The sequence below is a fragment of the Marinicella pacifica genome (genome assembly GCF_014636635.1).
Lineage (GTDB): Bacteria > Pseudomonadota > Gammaproteobacteria > Xanthomonadales > Marinicellaceae > Marinicella > Marinicella pacifica.
Window position 1 is genome coordinate 17891 of record NZ_BMEO01000011.1, and the last position, 20175, is coordinate 38065.

A 20175-nucleotide genomic window follows, 5' to 3' on the forward strand; every position below is an offset into this window, starting at 1 on the left:
CACCGGGTGCTTTTTTTTGGGCTTACAGTTCACCGCTGTGAATGATGGCAACACCATCGGCCAGCAACTGCTGTCTTTGTTTTTCATGGTTTTCAGGGTCAATGGCGCGGGTGGCATCTTCAATCAGCACACATTGAAAACCCGCCTTCAGGGCGTCCTGAATGGAATAATACACACAAAAATCTGCCGCTAAACCTGTGAAATACAGGGTTGTGACCTGTAATTCTCTTAAATAACCGCTTAATCCGGTGGACTGCATATGGCCATTGTCATAAAAAGCACTGTAACTGTCGATATCGGGGTTCATGCCTTTGCGAAAAATAGCGGCGATGCGATGGCTGTCTAAATCGGGGTGAAACTCAGCGCCCTCTGTGCCTTGGACACAATGAGCCGGCCACAGGGTTTGTGGCAGTCCGTTTAGTTCAATCTGATCAAAGGCTTTGTGCCTTAAATGGTTACGCGCAAAACTCAAATGTTCAGCGGGATGCCAGTCCTGACTGGCAATCACTAAGTCAAATTGATTCTGGAGGCCATTAATCACCGGCACAATTTGATCCCCTTCGCTGACGGCCAGCTTGCCGCCGGGCATAAAGTCATTTTGTACATCAATAAGCAGTAAGGCTTTCATGCTTGTCTCCTGAGTTGTTGGGCCAATGAATCCCGCTGATGTTTTAAGCCGGGACTGAGGCCGACTTTGTATTCATGTGGATTGTCAAAGCGGCGATAATCCTGGGGCATTTGGGTCAATTGAAATTGAACATGGTCGGCAATGTCTTTGAGTGTGGGTTGTGTTTCACAACATTGACCCGCTTTCATCACCGGTTTTAACAGTGGTTTGGCTGTGAGCTTATGCAAGTCCATGGATTTAAAGGGTTCAAAAGAGTGTAACATGATGTCAGGTTTTGTCTCATCGGCCAGGGTAACCACATCGGCACCAATCGGTTGGTTTTGGCTGTTATATAAGCGCAGTACCTGTTTGTGACCGGGCAGGGTCATTTTTGCGGTATTTTCAGACAGTTTAATGCGCGGTTTGTCGCGGTATTGAGCCAGTTTATAAACACCGTCCAATGCGCCGTCGGGACGCCCGATCACCAGGGAAGTACCGACCCCGAAAATATCAATCGGTGCCTGTTGTTCCTGAAGACTTTTTATGACATGTTCATCCAGTTGGTTGGAGGCAGCGATTTTGACATGATGTAAACCGGCGGAATCCAGCATTTGACGACTTTGCTTGGATAAATAAGCCAAATCACCGCTGTCTAAGCGGATGGCCTTTAATGAATGTCCGCGGGCTGCCATTTCCAGACCCACCGTGATGGCATTGGGAACACCACTTTTCAATGTGTCGTAGCTATCCACCAAAAGCACTGTATTATTCGGTTGGTCTTCCGCAAAAGCACGAAAGGCACTGAGTTCATTGTCATAACTTTGTACAAAAGAATGGGCCATGGTGCCGACCGCAGGTACTTCAAAATCCTGAGCGGCTTTGACATGACTGGTGCCATTAAAGCCGCCAATCACAGCTGCCCGACTGGCATAATAGCCACCGGCACCCTGTGCACGGCGCAAGCCAAAATCCAGTAACGCGGCAACACCCGCCACCGAACGTATACGGGCGGCTTTGGTGGCAATCAGGCTCTGAAAATTAAGGGTATTGAGTAACAAAGTTTCAATCAGCTGAGCTTCGATTAAATCAGCGTGAACCGTCACCACCGGCGCCCCCGGAAACACCAAATCCCCTTCGTGGCAGCTTTTTAAAGTGCCGGTAAAACGAAAATCGGCCAGATACCCTAAAAAATCAGCTTTAAACCCCTGATTGGCCAAAAACCGAAGATCATCCTCACTGAAACGCAACGATTCAAGCGCATTCAGCAAAGTACCCAGACCGGCAAAAACCGTATAACCACCCTGAAACGGATTTTTACGAAAAAAATAATCAAACACCGCCGGATTTAGGTGCTTATTCTCATGAAAATATACCTGCGCCATACTGATTTGGTACAGATCGGTGTAGTTGCCGGTGATGTTAAGCATAGGCTATATTTTATCAAGTGAATGGTTTTAATTAAATAAGCATTCAGGCTAATCAGCTGCGATGATGTGTTGGTATAAAAATAACTGATTCAGCAATGCTTGATTACTGGATAATTGATGTCGGGTAAATGTTGACATATCACAGAGTCGTTCAGCAAAAGTCAATGAGCAACCATACTGTTCGCCGTTGATGTATAAATGGGCCTGTTGTTCATCAAGCGCATAGTAAGCAAAACTATCCGCAGGATTTTTCTGCCACTGTTCGCTGGTGTCCTTAATGGGATAGTCAGGTGCGTCATCCAGTAGGCGGTAGCTGCTGATAAACTGACCGAATATATCAGCCAGTTCGGTGTCGGTTAAACGTTGTAAGCGTTTGATTTGTTTTCTCAGGTGCTTTATTTCATGCTCGGTAATGGCAGCGGTGGCTTGGGTTTCTTTGCCGGCATCTGTTAAGCGCGCGGATTCGGGTAATTGCTGTGCCACATAATCGGCCAGCGCCGTTAATAATTCAGCATCAGCCGGCGCACGTAAGCCCACCGACAGTGTTAAACAGTCATCATCCAGTGAGATGCCATGATGGGCCATGCGTGGTGGTAAATACAACACATCACCGGGCGACAGGGTTTGGCTTAATTGCGGTTGGTAACCGTCAATCACCGCCAGATCACTGTCTTCGACAGAGACAAAATCGGTTAAAACAGTGCTGTCATAAGACCATTGGCGTTGGCCCTTGACTTGTACCAGAAACACGTCGTATTGATCAATGTGTGCGCCCACGGATGCGCCGGTGGGTGCATAGGATAACATCAGGTCATCAAAACGCCAGGCTTTAATAAAGGGTAACGCCGATAATATGGCCAGGGTTTGCGGAAACCATTTTTCAATGTCAGACACCAGAAGGGTCGGATTCATATCTGTGAGCGATGACCACACATCGGGGTCGTCATACACTGCCCGATAATGGCGATTATCTTCACTGTAAATTATGCGTGACTGTACGCCCTCACGACGTGACAATTCAAACAATTGATACCGGTTTGGCAGTGTATTTAACGGCAGATTTGTTTGCCTGAATAAATAAGGCCGCTGTTGCCAGTAATTTTTTAAAAATTCCTCACTATTGAGGGGCTGATTGTTAAATATGTTTGGCAAATTGTTCGGCATGGCCTGTGTAGGTGGCTGGCGTGAGTGTCAGCAATTGCTGTTTAACGTCCTCAGGTACTGCCAGGGTTTTAATAAAAGCCTTGATGGTGGTCTCGTCAATACTTTGACCGCGGGTCAGTGCTTTGAGTTTTTCATAGGGGTTGTCAATACCATATCGGCGCATCACGGTCTGAATCGGTTCGGCCAGCAAGGCCCAGTTTTGATCCAAATCAGCAGCCAGAACATCGCGGTTTAATTTTAATTTATTCAGGCCTTTGGCCAACGAGCGGTAAGCAATCAGGGCGTGACCGTAGGCCGTGCCCATGGCACGTAAAACGGTTGAATCGGTGAGATCACGCTGCCACCTTGAGATCGGTAATTTTTCAGCCAGATGCGCCAGCAAAGCATTGGCCAAACCGAGGTTACCTTCGGCATTTTCAAAATCAATGGGATTAACCTTGTGCGGCATGGTGGATGAGCCCACTTCACCGGCTTTGGTTTTTTGGCCGAAATAATTGTTACTGATATAGCCCCAAATGTCACGGCTTAAATCCAGCAAAATGGTGTGGATGCGAATCATCACATGGCTCAGCTCAGCGATGTAATCATGGGGTTCAATCTGGGTGGTGTAGGGGTGGTGGTGTAAACCCAAGTCGGCGATAAAGGTTTGCGCCAAAGACTGCCAATCAATAGCCGGGTAAGCACTCAAATGGGCATTAAAATTCCCCACTGCACCATTGATTTTACCGTAGATGGTGATGGACTTGAGCTGATGGAGCTGTTGTTCCAGACGAAACACCACATTGGCCAGTTCTTTGCCCATAGTGGTTGGTGAGGCCGGCTGGCCATGGGTTTTTGCCATCATCGCATCACCGGCAAATTCATGCGCCATGGCCCTGAGGTGAGCGATTAATTTTTTGATTTCGGGGACCAGGATAGATTCCCTGGCCTGCTGTAAGATTAAACCATAAGCCAGGTTGTTGATGTCTTCAGAGGTGCAGGCAAAATGCACAAATTCCAAATAATCGGCCATCCCGTCAATCTTTTGCATGTGGTTTTTGATGTAATATTCCACCGCTTTGACATCATGATTGGTGGTGGCTTCAATGTCTTTGACCTGCTGGGCCTGTTGCGGCGTGAAATTCTCATGTAAGGCCAGTAATTGTTGCTTTTGCCGGACACTGAAAACCGGTAATTCCTTAATCTCGGCACATTCACTCAAGTGAATCAGCCAGGAAATTTCCACCAAAAGGCGGTTTTTAATCAGGCCATATTCACTGAAGAAAGGTGATAAGTCCCGGGTTTTGGATTGATAACGGCCGTCAACGGCAGAAACAGCGGTTAAAGCGGACAAAGACATGGTGTAAGGGCGATTAAAAAGTAAGCGTATTATACGTTTTTGACTTAGTTAACTCAACGCGTGATAAAAAACCTTGCATAATGCATAAGAATATGCGAATATAAGTTAATATTAAATTGCGAGAGATCATTATGCAACACGTCGTTATTTTAGGTGCCGGAATCGGCGGCATTCCCATGGCATTAGAGGTTAAAAATCTTCTCGGAAAGGATTGTCGGGTGACGGTTATCAGCGACAAAAGCTGGTTTGAGTTCACCCCGTCCAATCCCTGGGTGGCGGTTAACTGGCGAAAACAAGAACAAATCAAAGTGGATTTAGCGCCGATGTTTAAAAAACGGGACATTGACTTTATTCCGGTGGCAGCCCAACAGGTTAAACCCGATGATAATCAAGTGGTGCTTAAAGATGATCAGGTGATTGATTATGATTATCTGGTGATTGCCACCGGACCCAAATTGGATTTTGCAGCGATTAAAGGCTTGGGGCCGGATGGTTTTACAGAATCTGTGTGTACCACGGGACATGCAGCAATTGCGGGTGAAAAATGGGAAGAATTCGTTGCCAACCCGGGACCGATTGTGGTGGGCGCTGTGCAAGGTGCGTCCTGCTATGGGCCGGCCTATGAGTATGCTTTGATTTTAGACACCGAATTGCGCAAACGAAAAATACGCGATCAGGTGCCGATGACTTTTATAACCGCCGAGCCGTACATTGGTCATTTGGGGCTGGATGGCGTGGGTGATACCAAAAGCCTGTTGGAATCAAAATTACGGGATGCCAATATTAACTGGATAACCAACTGTCAGGTGGATGAAATCACCGAAAATGAAATTCATGTCACCGAACTGGAACTCAACCGTGACCCCGTTAAACATGACCCGATTGCTTTTAAACATGCCATGTTACTGCCGGCTTTTGCCGGGATTGATGCCGTTCAGGGCGTGGAGGGTCTGGTCAATCCCAAAGGCTTTATTCTGACCAACAAGTATCAACAAAACCCAACATTTAATAATGTCTTTGGGGTCGGTGTTTGTGTGGCGATACCACCGATAGGTAAAACCGCGGTGCCCGTCGGCGTGCCAAAAACCGGTTATATGATTGAATCCATGGTTACTGCCACAGCTCATAATATTCAAGCCATGATCAAAGGTGAGGCACCGCAAGCCAAACCGACCTTGAACGCATTATGTCTGGCTGATTTTGGTGACGGTGGGGTGGCCTTTGTGGCCAAACCACAAATGCCGCCACGGAATTTAAATTGGTCGGGCAGCGGACGCTGGGTGCATTGGGCGAAAGTGGCATTTGAGAAATACTTTTTACGCAAAGTGCGCAAAGGTCAGGCCGAGCCGATTTTTGAAAAATACGTGATGAAGGCCATGGGTCTGGTACGCTTAAAAAAATAAAAGCTCACCCGCCAAAGAAGTTCACTTGAGCTTTACCGGCTGGGCTTTATAATGGTGGTTTTTCTCAAAGGAAAATGCTATGAAAATCAGCCATAAATTTGACGGTGGCCGCATACAAGTGCTGGCCTGTGAGCAAGCCGATGATATTCGGGTCAACATTGACAAAGATTCAAATGCAGACTTTCGCCAATGGTTTTATTTCAGACTCCACGGTGTTAAGGACAAAGATTGTGTGGTGAAATTTATGAATGCCGCCGACTGTTCTTATGTGGAAGGCTGGCAGGATTATGATGTTTGTGCCTCCACCGATCGCCATGATTGGTTCCGCCTGCCCACTGACTTTGACGGCAAAGTGATGTCGGTTGAATTTAACACCGACACCGACGACATATATCTGGCCTACTTTGCGCCGTATTCTTTTGACCGTCATTTAGATTTACTGGCTTTTGCCCAATATTCACCGTTGACCGAGGTCATTAACCTGGGTGAAACCGTGGATGGCCGTGATTTTGATATGCTTAAAATTGAACAGCCTGACAGTGATGATGACAAGCTCAACGTTTGGTTAACCGCCCGGCAACATCCCGGGGAAACCATGGCCGAATGGTTTATGGAAGGCTTTATCGAATCCCTGCTGGATGCCGATAACCCCACCTCGCGGGCTTTATTACAACAATGCCGATTTTATCTGGTTCCCAACATGAACCCCGATGGGGCTTATCGCGGTAATCTGCGCACCAATGCCGCCGGTGCCAACTTAAACCGGGAATGGAAAGAACCCAGTTTAGAAAAGAGCCCCGAAGTTTTTCTGGTGCGCCAGAAAATGCACACAGAAGGCGTCGATATGTTTTTAGACGTGCATGGTGATGAAGCCATTCCCTATAACTTTGTCGCCGGTTGTGAGGGCAACCCCAATTACGATGAGCGTTTAAAGAATTTAGAAGAGGTGTTTAAGTCCGCTTATTTTACTGCCACGCCGGAGTTTCAGGACGTGCATAAATATGACCTGGATGAACCGGGCAAAGGCGATTTACGCCTGGCCACCAATTATGTGGGTCAGACTTTTTCATGCCTGGCGTATACCCTGGAAATGCCCTTTAAAGATAACCACGATTTGCCAGATGAAGAATATGGCTGGTCACCGGAACGCTGTAAGAAATTAGGCGAAGACACCTTGGTGGCTTTATTAAACACAGTACCGGCGGTATTGGCTAATCCCGGAGAATCCTCATGAAAAAATATGTTACCTGCGGTGTCATCATGATAACTGCATTTTTATTAACCGCCTGTCAACCGGCGCAGGAAAAGTCGGTATTGCCTGATGGTCACAACGCCCGAAATGCGCTGGACTGGGCCGGCGTTTACCAAGGCACCTTGCCCTGTGCTTCCTGTCCCGGCATTAAAACCCTGATTACCCTCCGACCAAATGGTGAATTTATCAAGCAGCAACATTACATCAACACCCAGGGCAGTTATGTTGAACAGGGCCAGTTTGAATGGCAAGAAGACGGCGCCGTGATTCACCTGCTGGGTGATGATGTCGGGGCGGTCAATTACTATAAAGTGGTGGAAAATGCCCTGCTGCATTTAAACGCTGACAAACAAGTCATTAGTGGTGATATGGCTGAATTTTACCGTTTAGAGAAAACAAACATGACTTTACAACAAACCGACTGGCAACTGACCGAAGTGATGAACGTGGCCTTTAAAGACGAGGTTCTGGCCCGCGTCTCCATGCAATTCGATGACCAACGCCTCAATGGCAAAGCACCGTGTAATCGGTTTTTTGCCGAATATCAAACCAGCGAAGGTACATTGGCATTGGAACGGGTGGGCAGCACCAAAATGGCCTGCGAATATATGCACGAAGAACAACAGTTTTTTGATATTCTGGCGCAAGTCAAAAGCTATGATATCGAACTCAATGAATTAATCCTCAAAGACGCTGACGACCAACCACTTTTACGATTCCGAGCGAAAGTGGATGAAAACGGCGCACAATCCAAGGATTAAACGCTACCGCCAGCAACCGTGTTATTTTAAACATTGATACGCAGGCCAAAGCCGAAGAAATAACACTGGCTGATATTAGTATGGCATGAGAGAAAGATCTCAAATGGTCATTCAATGCGTTATTATCATGATGTTAACGGATAATAACGTATTGATGCGTTTTAAACTCGAAAAGACCGGATAAATACGTATTTTTTAAAAAAAGGATAGACCTTTTATCGCCATAAAGGCTTTTAAAGGGCAAAAGTAGATACTCTGTGACTCGTCAAGAGAATTCGGGTATTTGTACCGCATAATATACTCCCTTTGTCCTGTAATGTTAAGCAATAGTCCGAAATACTATTAAGGGCTAAAATGGCATGAAATATGGGTTTAAAGGAGCTTTGTACAAAAAATAAAACCTTGAGAATATGAGGGTTGGCGCGACCGGAGAGATTATTTCGTACATCCATGCACTCAACCCTGCGGGCCGTGCTATAGCACGTTCAAAAAGGCAATCCTGCCTTTTTAGTATGAAATCACTTCCCTGTAATTTCCCCCTACGGGCCGTGCTATAGCACGTTCAAAAAGGCAATCCTGCCTTTTTAGTATGAAATCACTTCCCTGTAATTTCCCCCTACGGGCCGTGCTAAAGCACGTTCAAAAAGGCAATCCTGCCTTTTTAGTCGAACTCGAAGCGGAAGTTCTCATTCTCCGAGCTTGCCCATAAAAAAACCACCGCGATGGGTGGTTTTTGTATGGCGCGCCCGGAGAGATTCGAACTCCCGACCAACCGGTTCGAAGCCGGTTACTCTATCCAGCTGAGCTACGGGCGCTTATTTGAATTTGGGTATTGTACTTAATTTGTTGCCAGGTGTGAAAGGAAACTTTTGGTAATTAAAGACTTTGGTATGTTGTCGTTCCGACAAGCCCCGAGAGATAACTCAGTGCATCCATGCACTTCGCCCTGCGGGCCGCACTGAAGTGCGTTCAAAAAGGCAATCCTGCCTTTAGGGTGGGCTCTGCCCACCAGAAAGAGTTGTAATAATCATCCTGATTTAAACTATTTTAATACCAAATTGGTGTGATTTTTCGAGGAAGACAGCATACCAATAAATGGTGGGCGGAGCCCACCCTACGTGAGCAAATATTTATTAAGGCTTCACATAATCCAACGGGTTGACCGGTTGGCCGTTTTTGCGGATTTCAAAATGTAAATTATTCACATTGGTGCCGCTGGAGCCGAGCTGGGCGATGACATCGCCGCGTTTGACTTGCTGACCTTCGGTGACCAATCGTTTTTTGTTGTGGCCGTAAGCACTTAAAAATGTGTCGTTATGCTTGATAATAATCAGTTCGCCATAACCCAGCAGGCCGTCACCACTGTAAACCACCACACCACTTTCAGTCGCTTTGACAGACTGACCTTCATTGCCGCGAATGGAGATGCCTTTGCGTGCCGGGTTACTGCCGGAAAAAGTGGTTCTTATTTTGCCTGCCGTGGGCCATAACCAATTTAAATCACCGTTTTTCGGTAAGTTGACCACCGGTTGGGTTTTGGGTGGTTGTTGGCTGATAGTGACGCTGGGTTGAGATTGCGTGGATTTTTTTTCCGTTTGCTTGGGTGGCGTTGTTTTGATTGGTGTGGCCGTTTCTTTTTTTGCCGTCAGGACTGGTTGCTGAACGATTGGCCGGGTTTTGACTTTATTTGAACTTAATTCTGTATTTTGTTTGCTCGCGACCAAGCGCAGCCGTTGGTTTGGGTGAATCACATAGGGCGCTTCAATGTTGTTGATGGCGGCCAGCTGTCGGTAATCAATGTTGTAGCGAAATCCAATGGAGTAAAGGGAATCTCCTTTTTTAACCCGGTAATAATCCGGTATGATGGTTGATTTGCGGGCTTGAGAAGATTTGGGCTGTGACGGTCGGGTACTGATTTCATCGACTTTGGCCGGTGGCCTGGATGCACAGGCGGTCAATAACAACAAAACCGGTATGGGCCACCACAGTCTTTTCATTTAACGCTCCACCCCTTCCAGCAAAGGCACAAAAATCACATCTCCCATATTTTCAATCACCGGGCCGCTACTTCCCCGGCTGATTTTTTGTAAAGTTTGCCTGGCTTTACCGCCCACCGGAACAATGATAAAGCCATCCTCTGTTAACTGATCCAATAATTCAAGCGGCGGTTCCGGTGGTGCGGCGGTGATAATAATCACGTCAAAGGGTGCTTCTGTGGGCCAGCCGAGGTAACCGTCATCTGTTTTACAGCGTATATTGCGGTAGCCAAGATTAATGAAACGACGTCGGGCGATGCGGGTTAATTTGTCGATGCGTTCAATACTGAATACATGTGGAACCAGGCGACTCAATACGGCGGCCTGGTAACCGGAGCCGGTCCCCAGTTCCAGCACTTTTTGGGGTGACGGGTGGGTCATCACCTCAGCGCTCATGCGTGCCACAATATAAGGCTGCGAAATGGTCTGGGCAAACTTAATCGGCAGTGCGGTGTCTTCATAGGCGCGGTGCGCCAGCGCTTCATCAACGAAAATGTGGCGTGGCACATCATTCATGGCTGCAAGCACCTGTTCGTTGTCGATGCCTTTTTGGCGCAATCGATCAATCATGCGTTGGCGTGTGCGCTGTGAAGTCATGCCAATGCCCGGTGCATTCATAACTGATCGAGCCACCGATTTAAATCACCCATAAAATCGTGGCGGGTCATGTCAATTTGTAATGGCGTGACTGACACATAGCCGTTTTTAACCGCATGGAAATCGGTGCCATCGCCGGCATCGGCCTCGGGGCCGGCGGGTCCAATCCAGTACATGGTGGAACCACGCGGATCGGTGATGGGCAGGGCATTTTCTGCTTTGTGTCGGTTACCCAGGCGGGTGACTTTAAAGCCCTTAATCTCATCCACCGGTAAATTCGGCACATTGACATTTAAAATGGTGTCTTTGGGTAGTGGATTGTTTTCAAGATGTTCAATCAGACGGCGTAAATAATGTGCCACCGCTTTATAATCCCGTTTGCGGTGACTGTCTTTGCAAGAATCCATCACAATCGACACCGCGATGGCCGGCAAGCCCAGATAACGGCCCTCAATGGCGGCTGCCACAGTGCCTGAATATAAAACATCATCGCCGAGATTGGCGGCATCATTAATGCCCGAAATAACCATATCCGGTTCATAATCGAGCACACCGGTCACTGCCAGATGGACACAGTCGGTGGGGGTGCCATGAACGCTATAAGCATCATCACCAATCTGATCCACCCGAATCGGACGATCCAGCGTCAATGAATTACTGGCGCCGGAGCGATCCCGGTTGGGCGCAAAAATCACCACATCACCCAGTTCCCTGAGCATGGTAGCGAGGGTGTTGATACCGCGGGCATTGATGCCATCATCATTGCTGACTAAAAATCTCATTGAAATTTTATTCATCCAAATCCTCTATTATAATAAGTTGGTCACTAAATAGACAGGCGGAAAGTGAAGATGGCTGAACAATTAACGTTAAAGCAGGTGCTTCAGGAAATTGATAATCAGGCAGGGCAGGCAGATATCGTGACCCTGGATGATTTGGTGAAACACTTTCAAAGCCGGGGTTTCGGGCCGCTGATTATGTTTCCGGCACTGATTGCGGGACTACCCACCGGTGCGATTCCGGGCGTGCCCAGCTTATGCGGTTTATGTATTGCCCTGATTTCTGTGCAGTTGGTGTGGGGTAAACAACACCCGTGGTTACCCAAAAAGCTGGCCAGCATTGAGATGGACACTGAAAAAATTAAATCGACAGTTCCCAAAGCCATGCCCTGGGCCAAGCGGATTGATTTTTTGGTCAGGCCCAGACTCAAAATATTTACCACGGATAAGGCACAAAGGGTAACGGCGCTTATCACCACTTTATTGGGATTGAGCATGGTGCCTCTGGAACTGGTGCCGTTGGGTGCCGGAATTCCGGCCTGGGTGCTGGTGATTATGGCGCTGGGCTTTAGTGGTCGTGACGGTCTGTTAATCCTGCTCGGTTACGTGGTCGCGGTTGCCGGTTTGTTGTGGATTATTCTGTGACTTCAGTTTGTTTTTGGCGGCTTCGGACACCTCGTTTTCATCCACCAACAAGCCCCGCGAGGAAGCCCTTTTTTGCCATTGTTCGCGGGCAAATTTCTGCATATTCTGAACCTGATCCACCTCGTCCATAATCTCCAGACCCAGCAGGGTTTCCACCAGGTCTTCCAGAGAAACCAGACCGCGGGTGTCACCGTATTCATCCACCACCAGGGCGATGTGCTGGCGTTCATTGAGCAGTGACTCGAGTAACATCGGCAAGCTGGTGTCTTCTATAACACACAACAAATCCCGTTTTAAATCTTTTAATTGCTTGTTATCGTCTTTGGCCTGAGCCATCAGAACGTCATTTTTCAGCACAAAAGCGGTGATGTCATCCACAGTTTCACTGTAAACCGGTAAACGTGAAAAGTTGGTGTTCATAACTTCCTCCACCACATCTTCCACATGCAAATTTTCATCAAAACTCACAATCACCCGACGCGGTGTCATGATGTCTTTGGCTTTTAAATTGTTGAGCCGAAATAAATTGTCAATGATGCGTGATTCGTGTTCATTGATATGTCCGGTACGGCGACCCAGACCCGCCATTGCCAGAAATTCATCCCGGTTAAAAATATGGTGTTGTTTACCTCTTGAAATCAGGCGGGTAACCTGCTCAGAGAGCCAGATAAAGGGGTACAATGACGTGATTAAAAACGACACAAAATAGGCTGTGGCATTGGCCAGAGATTTCCAGTACACCGCACCGATGGTTTTCGGGATGATTTCAGAAAAAAACAGTATCATCACCGTCATCACCGCTGAAAAAAGACCAATCCAGGCACTGCCAAACACATAAGTGGCTTTGGCACCCGCAACAATCGCACCCACTGTATGGGCGATGGTGTTGAGGGTTAAAATGGCTGCCAGCGAACGGTCAACTTGGGTAAATCGTAATCGGCGAATGCGATCGGCTTTAATGGGTTCTGTTTGCTTTAATTTTTCCATGTATGAGGGTGTGATACTGAGTAAAACAGCCTCAGCGATGGAGCACAAAAATGAAAAAAACAAAGCCCCAAAGACGTAGATTAACAATATAAACATAGGGTGTTAATAAAATGGTGTCCTTCTAAAGTATAGACAATTCGTCTCGATAACAATGCTCATTTTGAGTTTAATGAAAGCATCAACGGATTTATAATGGGTATTTTTGACGATAAAAACAATGAATGCCAGTCAATTTAAACAGGTCATTGATTATTTTCAGCGCTTACAGGACAGTATTTGCCGTCAATTGAGTGCCGAAGACGGTGATCAGCCATTTCGGGAAGATAAGTGGCAACACAACAATGGCGGTGGTGGTCGCACCAGGGTGCTTACAGGTGAGTTATTTGAGCAGGCCGGGGTCAATTTTTCTCATGTTAAAGGCGATAAACTGCCGGTGGCGGCCACCGAGAAGCGGCCGCAGATGGCCGGTCAGGGGTTCGAAGCTTCCGGTGTTTCTCTGGTGGTGCATCCGGATAATCCCTTTATTCCCACGTCGCATGCCAATGTACGGGTCTTTCGCACTGTTCCAAAATCACGCGATGATAAAGATTTTTGGTGGTTTGGCGGCGGTTTTGATTTAACCCCCTACTATCCGTTTGATGCAGACATTAAACATTGGCATCAGGTGGCTTATGAGACTTGTCAAGCTTTTGGTGATGAGGTTTATCCACGTTTTAAAGCCTGGTGTGATGATTATTTCTATCTTAAGCACCGCCATGAAACCCGTGGGGTGGGCGGGTTATTTTTTGATGATTTAAATGCATGGGGCTTTGAGAAAACATTTGCTTTTATACGGGCGATTGGTGAAGCCTACACCAAAGCCTATATTCCGATTGTTCAAAAACGCAAAAACATCAGTTACGACGAAACCCACAAGCAATTCCAGAAGTATCGGCGCGGCCGCTATGTGGAATTTAATCTGGTCTATGACCGCGGTACTTTATTTGGTCTGCAGTCCGGCGGCCGCACAGAATCCATATTAATGTCGCTGCCGCCTGAAGTGTCCTATCGTTATAATTACAGCCCGCCGGCAGAAAGTCAGGAAGCCAAATTGTCCGATTATTTAAAACCGCGCGATTGGCTGGGGCTTCAGGGTTCCGGGCACGGATAAGCATTTAATTCAGAAGCCGTCAGACGTATTATTGGATAACTGCCACTGCCATAGTCCGGGTCGATGGCCTGATAATGAACTGCACCACCTTCGCAACTGAGTTCAAATTGCAGATTACCCCAGGGGGCTAAAATGATGTCATCGGGGTTAAAATCAGGACCGAAAATCCCGCCACTTCCGGTATAGGCATCTGTAAATTCAAGCAAAACCGAATCAGTTGAGGGATAACTTATCTGACCGCCACTTGAAACAATCCACTGTTTATCACCATCGGGTGTAAAACTATACCACTGCATCACCGCGGTGTTATCCGTCAAGATTTGCAGATGAAATCCTTCACCGTTGCGGTCCGGATTAAACCAGGAACCGGTGACGGCAGCGGCATGAAATTCCTGAGTTTGATCGGGAGAATTGAAAAATCCTTCAGCCCGCGTAAATGGCTCAACCACAAAACGCACAACCTCACCGGTATCGGGATTTGTGTATTTTGTGAAACCGCGTTGCCGGGTGCCGCCGATACCGTCAAAAATCATTTCTAATCCGCCAAAAAGCGCTAAACGCGTGTTGTCAGGATTATAGTCGGGACCAAACACCCCACCGTTCACGGTGTAAAGGGTACTGGTGGCCAGGCCGTTGGCAGCCAAAGCCCCATCAGCAGCCACATACCAGCGGGCATCACCCTTGTCATTGTAAGTAAACCATTGCAACCAAAATTCGCCACCTTCATTTAACAACTCAAGACTGAAACCTTCGCCGTTGCGACTTGGGTCATAGTAGAGTGCGGTGACGGGTAAACCCATTTCAGGGGCTGGGGTTTCGGACAAAGGAACGGTGAGTGTTTTATCAAAGCCGCCGTTCAATGCGGATGCGCCGGAACTGTCTTCATAATGCTGCCAGCGACCTTGTGACCAATACACAGCCGTTTGTGGATTGCTGTCATTGTTTTGGCCCACCATGTCGGGCGTGATGATTTCAAAATTAAGGACGTCATTTTCGTCAAAAATCAATTCCGCGGGCAGTTGAAATTCTCCGACCCAGGTATCATCCCGGTAATACCCATAAGATGACCAGTGGCTTGATTTTTGGTTTAGCCAGCGGCTGTTTTGCCACGTCATGTCAAGGATTTCTTCGTTAAGTTTTAACCGCACATAGGGCGTCATTAAAATATTATGACCCGGTAAAGCGGCCACTTCGCCGTTGTCATCGCGATGACGCATGGGTTTGTTAAAGCGCAATTGCAGTGCGTATGTACCTCCCGCTGTCAAGCCCGCAAAAACATGGCTGTAGAAGTTTCTGAGGTTTTCATCATCGCGATCGGCATCCCAGGCGGCATCAAATACGATGGTATCCGTTGCGGTATCTATAATTCGGTATTGTATGATGGCCGGTGGCCCTGCCTGGGTGTACCAGGCCACGGCAAAAGATTTTGCCAGCTGTTCCCGAATGCGCCGAATCGCCGAATCCGGTGCGATAAACCCCGAATGGCCGTTAGTAACCACACCGCCGTAATCTGCCGAAAATCCCGGTAAATCAGGGTGCGCATCAGGGCTGAGTGTATTGGATGGTTCGGTTTCCAGCGTCCAGGCAGGAATTTGATAAGTATTTTGGAAATATTCGTCGGTGGAGCCGATACCGAAACCAGGTCGGGTAAAACCTGAACGGTCCACATAGTTTTTGGCACCGGGCAAGGCTTTGTGGTGGCGACTAAAAACAGACAAAACCCGAGATTGCAGGGTGTTTAAATCATTGTTAAAGGAACGGTTGGCAAAATGCACCTGCGAAAAAGAATGCAAATCCGTGTAAATCCGCAACTGATTCGCTTCCACCAGATCAGCGGCATTCAGCAGAGCCTGTATCTCCGGTTCTGACTGGGCGGTGGGGCCATGGTAAACAATTGAGGTGCTGTTGGATGAAGATGATGTGCTTGAGGCCCAATAAGGCGGGTTGTTGCGGTTTAAATCAACACCATTTAAGTAATCACTTTGGGTGCTGAGTGTTTCGTCGGTGTTGCGTAAATTTTTGCGCCGCATGCGGCCGTCTCTGGGGCCTATGGCGGCACTGTACCAATTGCTTTTTGGGTAGCGCTGGGTTTGCAAAAAACCATCTACGTTCAGCACCGGAATGGTGATGAGGGTGCTGTTTTCCATCAGATACTGATACAGCCCCTGGTCGTGACTGTTTGCATGAAACAATTCTATGATTCCGGTGACGGTTTCAGGTGATTGCCACTCACGGGCATGAATACCGCCGTTGACCATCATCGCTGCTTCCGTTTGGCCATAGGGGGTGCGGTTGTTGGCATCGCCCAATACATAGGCCCAGATTGCGCGTTGTTTATGGGTTGTTCCCACCTGTTCGGCATTAATCCATGGGTTATCCAAATCAATACTTTGTAATTGATCCTGTAAACCTTGATAAGTCCGAAAACCGTCAAAGGGTTCCGCCACATCCGCCGGTATCGGTACCGGATAGCCCAAAGCCAGAGGCCCGCCTTGTTCCTGCCATTGGATAATATTTTGGGCCTGCAGACTTAGCGTAGCCAATATCAATAAAAAGCAAAGCATCAACCGATTATTTTTCATGGTTGCCTCCCAGCTGATTTTGCAGCCATTGTTGTTGGTTGCTGGTCAATCGGATTGATTTGTGTGGGGCCATTGCGGTTAATTTTTTTACGCCTAACGGGTTTCTGGACAAAGCATACAGTAAATTTGAGGCCAAGGGCTCTGAGCGGTTGTGTTGCCATTCAGCCAATAATTTATCCATTAATTCGGGGTCAACTTGTTGTCCAAGTACGCCGGCAGCGGTGCGCCCCAGTGTGCTGTCATCAAGTAAAGAAACCAGCCATGTTTTGTCCTGTTGGTTTAATTGGAGGCTGCGGTAAATACTCAGTGCCCGAATTTGATGGGGACCGGGCTGCTGAACCAGGATCTGTAACCATTGGGTGCTGGCAGGCGGATTATGCAGCCAGGCGTTGATTAAAGCGACTTTGGCATCGACATTGTGACCGAGGACAATCTTTTCTTGAATGGCCGGACTGTCGAGCGTAACCGCCAGTAGGGTGCTGAAGTTATTAACTTGTTGACTCATCAATTGTTGATGAATAAGCGCTTGTTGTTGCGGCGGCGTTAAATGCGCTAAAGCTTCTTTGATACCGGCGGTGATGGCCGGATGAGCTGCTTGGTAAAAATCTGACAGTTCTGTCAATAATTTTTGTGGTTGCCTGTCAGCCAATGCGTAGATATAACGCTCGGTTTGTTCGCTCAGTAAACGGTTGAGCTCACCGGCGGCACGGGCGGCAATCAGATAAACACCAACATCATGACCATGATCGTCAGCTCGGCGGGTGGCGATTGGCCGGTGTTTTTGCCAGTGTTTTAGTAAAGGCACAAATACCGACTGCGCCGGCAGATTTTGTATATGGTTCAAAACCACATTGGCGGCTTGTTCGGCCGCTTCAGGGTTTTTGGTACGGTCACAAATTTGTTGCCAGGTGGCCAGAGGTTGTCGGCTGCCGATGACCGCCTGAGTTACGGCCGGGTGGTTGTTGATATCCGGTAATGGGTTGATCGGTGTTTGATTGTAGGCCTGCACGGAGGGCCACAGGCCAGATGCCAAGAAGAAGACAATATATAACCGCATGCTATGCTCCGATGACGATCTGATGATTTTAAATGAATTGATGATTTCTGACAAATAAGGCCATTCTTATCCATAAAAATTTGCACAATGGATTTTTGAAAGCTGAACTATTGACATCAGTGATGTTAAAATTGATTCTTTTTTATTGGTACATTGAATGGATTTTGAAACCCTATCCATGGGCGAATATGCCGAGCGGGCTTATCTGGATTATTCCATGTATGTGGTACTGGACCGGGCTTTGCCGTTTATTGGCGATGGTTTAAAACCGGTACAACGGCGTATTGTGTATGCCATGAGTGAGCTGGGTCTGTCGGCACAATCGAAACACAAAAAATCAGCCAGAACCATTGGTGATGTGATTGGTAAGTTTCATCCGCATGGTGATTCGGCCTGTTATGAAGCGATGGTACACATGGCTCAGGACTTTTCCTACCGTTACCCGCTGATTGACGGCCAGGGAAACTTTGGTTCACCGGATGACCCGAAATCTTTTGCGGCAATGCGCTACACCGAATCGCGGCTGACCGCCTATGCCAAAACTTTGCTCAGCGAATTGCCCCACGGCACAGTGGACTGGGGACCCAATTTTGACGGCACCATGGACGAACCAATTTGGTTGCCGGCCAGATTACCCAATGTTTTATTGAATGGTGCATCGGGGATTGCGGTCGGTATGGCCACCGATATTCCGCCGCATAACCTCGTTGAGGTGGCCAATGCCACTTTGCATTTGTTGGACAATCCAGGTGCTGATGTGGCCGAATTATGTGAATTTATTTCAGGTCCCGATTATCCCACCAAAGCAGAAATTATCACGCCGCGGGCGGAACTCGTGAAAGCTTATGAATCCGGTCACGGCAGTATCCGTATGCGGGCGGTATACAGCCGTGAGGGCAACGACATTGTTATCACCGCTTTACCCCATCAGGCTTCGGGCAGCAAAATCCTCGACCAAATTGCGTCCCAGATGCGGGCCAAGAAATTACCCATGGTGAGCGATTTACGCGATGAATCGGACCATGAAAACCGGGTGCGACTGGTGATCACCGCCCGCTCCAACCGGATTGATTTTGAAGCGCTGATGTTGCATTTGTTCGCCACCACGGATTTGGAAAAGACCTATAAGCTGAATCTGAATATGATCGGTCTTGATCAGCGGCCTCAGGTAAAAAACCTCAAAGGCATCTTAAAAGAATGGCTGCGGTTCAGAACCGAAACCGTACGCCGCCGTTTACAACATCGTTTGGATAAGGTGGATGCCCGTTTGCATATTTTAGACGGTTTGTTGGTGGCCTTTTTAAATCTGGATGAGGTGATTCGGATTATTCGGGAAGAAGAACAGCCGAAACAAGAGCTGATGCGTGCCTTTAAACTTAGTGAAATTCAGGCTGATGCCATTTTAGACACCCGTTTGCGTCATCTGGCACGTCTGGAAGAAATGAAAATCCGCACCGAACAAACTGAATTACAGGCGGAAAAAATCGATTTGGAAACCACCTTAAAATCCCGGGCGCGCATGAAAACCCTGATTAAACAGGAAATCACCACCGATCGTGATCAGTATGGTGATGCACGTCAATCGTCTCTGGCGGAACGTGATGCCGCCGAAGTCTTTGATGAAACCAAGCTGGTGCCCAGTGAGCCGATGACAGTGATTTTATCCAAAGCCGGCTGGGTGCGTGCGGCAAAGGGTCATGAGGTGGATCCGATGACCATGAGCTACAAATCCGGTGATGCGTATCTGGACCATTGTTTCGGACGCAGTCAGCATTTTTCGGTGTTTTTAAACAACAATGGCCGTAGTTTCACGCTGGCCACCCACAGTTTACCCTCAGCCCGCGGTCAGGGCGAGCCTTTGGCCACAAAATTTAATTTTAAGAACAACGCTTTACCGGTCGCGGTGAGCTGCTTTCCGCCGAAAGCGGCGATTTTAATGGCGTCATCCGCCGGTTACGGCTACCATGGTTTAATGGAAAACCTGTACAGTAAGATGAAAGCCGGTAAACTGGTTTTAACTGTTCCCAAAGGTTATCAGGCCCTTAAACCACGGCGCATCGAACGGGTGGCCGAAGCCCACGTGGTGTGTGTCACCAATGCCGGTTATATGCTGGTATTTCCGCTGGAAGAATTGCCGGAACTGACCAAAGGCAAAGGCAATAAAATGATTAATATCCCCGCCAAACGACTCAAATCCGGCGAGGAATATTTGTTATCTACATTGGTTATTACACCGGACCAATCCTTCCTGGTGCACGCCGGTCAGCGTTATATCCGTTTTAAATGGAAAGACCTGGAAAACTATCTGGGCAAACGGGCACACCGTGGTCAGGTCTTGCCGCAGGGCTTTAGAAACGTCGATCGGCTAGAATCGGAAGTGGACTAATCC

General features: G+C 47.8%; 16 protein-coding genes and 1 tRNA gene. 6 read left to right on the top strand and 11 right to left on the bottom strand.

Going from position 1 to position 20175, the window contains the following annotated elements:
* Window positions 1-22: 22 nt before the first annotated feature.
* From pncA to purB, 4 genes are read right to left on the bottom strand one after another with little or no spacing between them, the layout of a single operon-like run.
* A complete protein-coding gene (gene pncA / locus IEV16_RS10870; protein WP_188365738.1) occupies window positions 23-628 on the bottom strand; it encodes a bifunctional nicotinamidase/pyrazinamidase in 606 nt (201 codons plus the stop codon).
* Window positions 625-2034, bottom strand: a complete 1410-nt coding sequence (locus IEV16_RS10875; RefSeq protein ID WP_188365739.1) for a nicotinate phosphoribosyltransferase — start codon at window positions 2032-2034, stop codon at window positions 625-627. The genes pncA and IEV16_RS10875 overlap by 4 nt, the downstream gene beginning before the upstream one ends.
* A 48-nt stretch (window positions 2035-2082) precedes the next feature.
* On the bottom strand, window positions 2083-3186 hold the full coding sequence (locus tag IEV16_RS10880; RefSeq protein ID WP_188365740.1) for a cupin domain-containing protein: 1104 nt from the start codon (window positions 3184-3186) through the stop codon (window positions 2083-2085).
* Complete coding sequence (gene purB, locus IEV16_RS10885; RefSeq protein WP_188365741.1) at window positions 3170-4537, bottom strand: adenylosuccinate lyase; 1368 nt, start codon at window positions 4535-4537, stop codon at window positions 3170-3172. Before purB ends, IEV16_RS10880 begins: the two co-directional genes overlap by 17 nt.
* 131 nt (window positions 4538-4668) lie before the next feature.
* On the opposite strand from purB, the gene IEV16_RS10890 reads away from it, so the two are divergent.
* From IEV16_RS10890 to IEV16_RS10900, 3 genes are all read left to right on the top strand, one after another.
* Window positions 4669-5940: an NAD(P)/FAD-dependent oxidoreductase gene (locus IEV16_RS10890; protein WP_188365742.1), complete on the top strand. Its 1272-nt coding sequence runs from the start codon at window positions 4669-4671 to the stop codon at window positions 5938-5940.
* A 79-nt stretch (window positions 5941-6019) separates the two neighbouring features.
* Window positions 6020-7174 (top strand): M14 family metallopeptidase, encoded by a 1155-nt coding sequence (locus tag IEV16_RS10895; protein ID WP_188365743.1) that lies wholly within the window; start codon window positions 6020-6022, stop codon window positions 7172-7174.
* Window positions 7171-7953 (top strand): META domain-containing protein, encoded by a 783-nt coding sequence (locus IEV16_RS10900; protein ID WP_188365744.1) that lies wholly within the window; start codon window positions 7171-7173, stop codon window positions 7951-7953. Before IEV16_RS10895 ends, IEV16_RS10900 begins: the two co-directional genes overlap by 4 nt.
* Before the next feature lie 738 nt (window positions 7954-8691).
* On the opposite strand, the gene IEV16_RS10905 is transcribed toward IEV16_RS10900, so the two are convergent.
* The 4 genes from IEV16_RS10905 to surE form a co-directional block, all read right to left on the bottom strand.
* Window positions 8692-8768: transfer RNA gene (locus IEV16_RS10905), tRNA-Arg, on the bottom strand.
* Between the two features lie 318 nt (window positions 8769-9086).
* Complete coding sequence (locus IEV16_RS10910; RefSeq protein ID WP_188365745.1) at window positions 9087-9950, bottom strand: peptidoglycan DD-metalloendopeptidase family protein; 864 nt, start codon at window positions 9948-9950, stop codon at window positions 9087-9089.
* Window positions 9951-10607, bottom strand: coding sequence for a protein-L-isoaspartate(D-aspartate) O-methyltransferase (locus tag IEV16_RS10915; protein WP_188365799.1), 657 nt, complete (start codon window positions 10605-10607; stop codon window positions 9951-9953).
* A complete protein-coding gene (surE, locus tag IEV16_RS10920) occupies window positions 10604-11368 on the bottom strand; it encodes a 5'/3'-nucleotidase SurE (RefSeq protein WP_188365798.1) in 765 nt (254 codons plus the stop codon). The genes IEV16_RS10915 and surE overlap by 4 nt, the downstream gene beginning before the upstream one ends.
* Window positions 11369-11437: 69 nt before the next feature.
* On the opposite strand from surE, the gene IEV16_RS10925 reads away from it, so the two are divergent.
* Window positions 11438-12010 carry an exopolysaccharide biosynthesis protein gene (locus tag IEV16_RS10925; protein ID WP_188365746.1) on the top strand — a complete coding sequence of 191 codons (573 nt, stop codon included), beginning with the start codon at window positions 11438-11440 and terminating at the stop codon, window positions 12008-12010.
* On the opposite strand, the gene IEV16_RS10930 is transcribed toward IEV16_RS10925, so the two are convergent.
* Window positions 11954-13093 carry a hemolysin family protein gene (locus IEV16_RS10930; protein WP_188365747.1) on the bottom strand — a complete coding sequence of 380 codons (1140 nt, stop codon included), beginning with the start codon at window positions 13091-13093 and terminating at the stop codon, window positions 11954-11956. The two genes, IEV16_RS10925 and IEV16_RS10930, sit on opposite strands and share 57 nt — an antisense overlap.
* Before the next feature lie 121 nt (window positions 13094-13214).
* Between IEV16_RS10930 and hemF the strand changes: the two genes are divergently transcribed.
* Window positions 13215-14147 (top strand): oxygen-dependent coproporphyrinogen oxidase, encoded by a 933-nt coding sequence (hemF, locus tag IEV16_RS10935; RefSeq protein ID WP_188365748.1) that lies wholly within the window; start codon window positions 13215-13217, stop codon window positions 14145-14147.
* Here hemF and IEV16_RS10940 read toward each other — a convergent pair.
* Together IEV16_RS10940 and IEV16_RS10945 are read right to left on the bottom strand one after the other, a co-directional pair.
* On the bottom strand, window positions 14126-16729 hold the full coding sequence (locus tag IEV16_RS10940) for a M14 family zinc carboxypeptidase (RefSeq protein WP_188365749.1): 2604 nt from the start codon (window positions 16727-16729) through the stop codon (window positions 14126-14128). The two genes, hemF and IEV16_RS10940, sit on opposite strands and share 22 nt — an antisense overlap.
* A complete protein-coding gene (locus IEV16_RS10945) occupies window positions 16719-17786 on the bottom strand; it encodes a hypothetical protein (protein WP_188365750.1) in 1068 nt (355 codons plus the stop codon). The genes IEV16_RS10940 and IEV16_RS10945 overlap by 11 nt, the downstream gene beginning before the upstream one ends.
* A 157-nt stretch (window positions 17787-17943) precedes the next feature.
* Between IEV16_RS10945 and parC the strand changes: the two genes are divergently transcribed.
* Window positions 17944-20172 (top strand): DNA topoisomerase IV subunit A, encoded by a 2229-nt coding sequence (gene parC / locus IEV16_RS10950; protein ID WP_188365751.1) that lies wholly within the window; start codon window positions 17944-17946, stop codon window positions 20170-20172.
* Window positions 20173-20175: the final 3 nt, after the last annotated feature.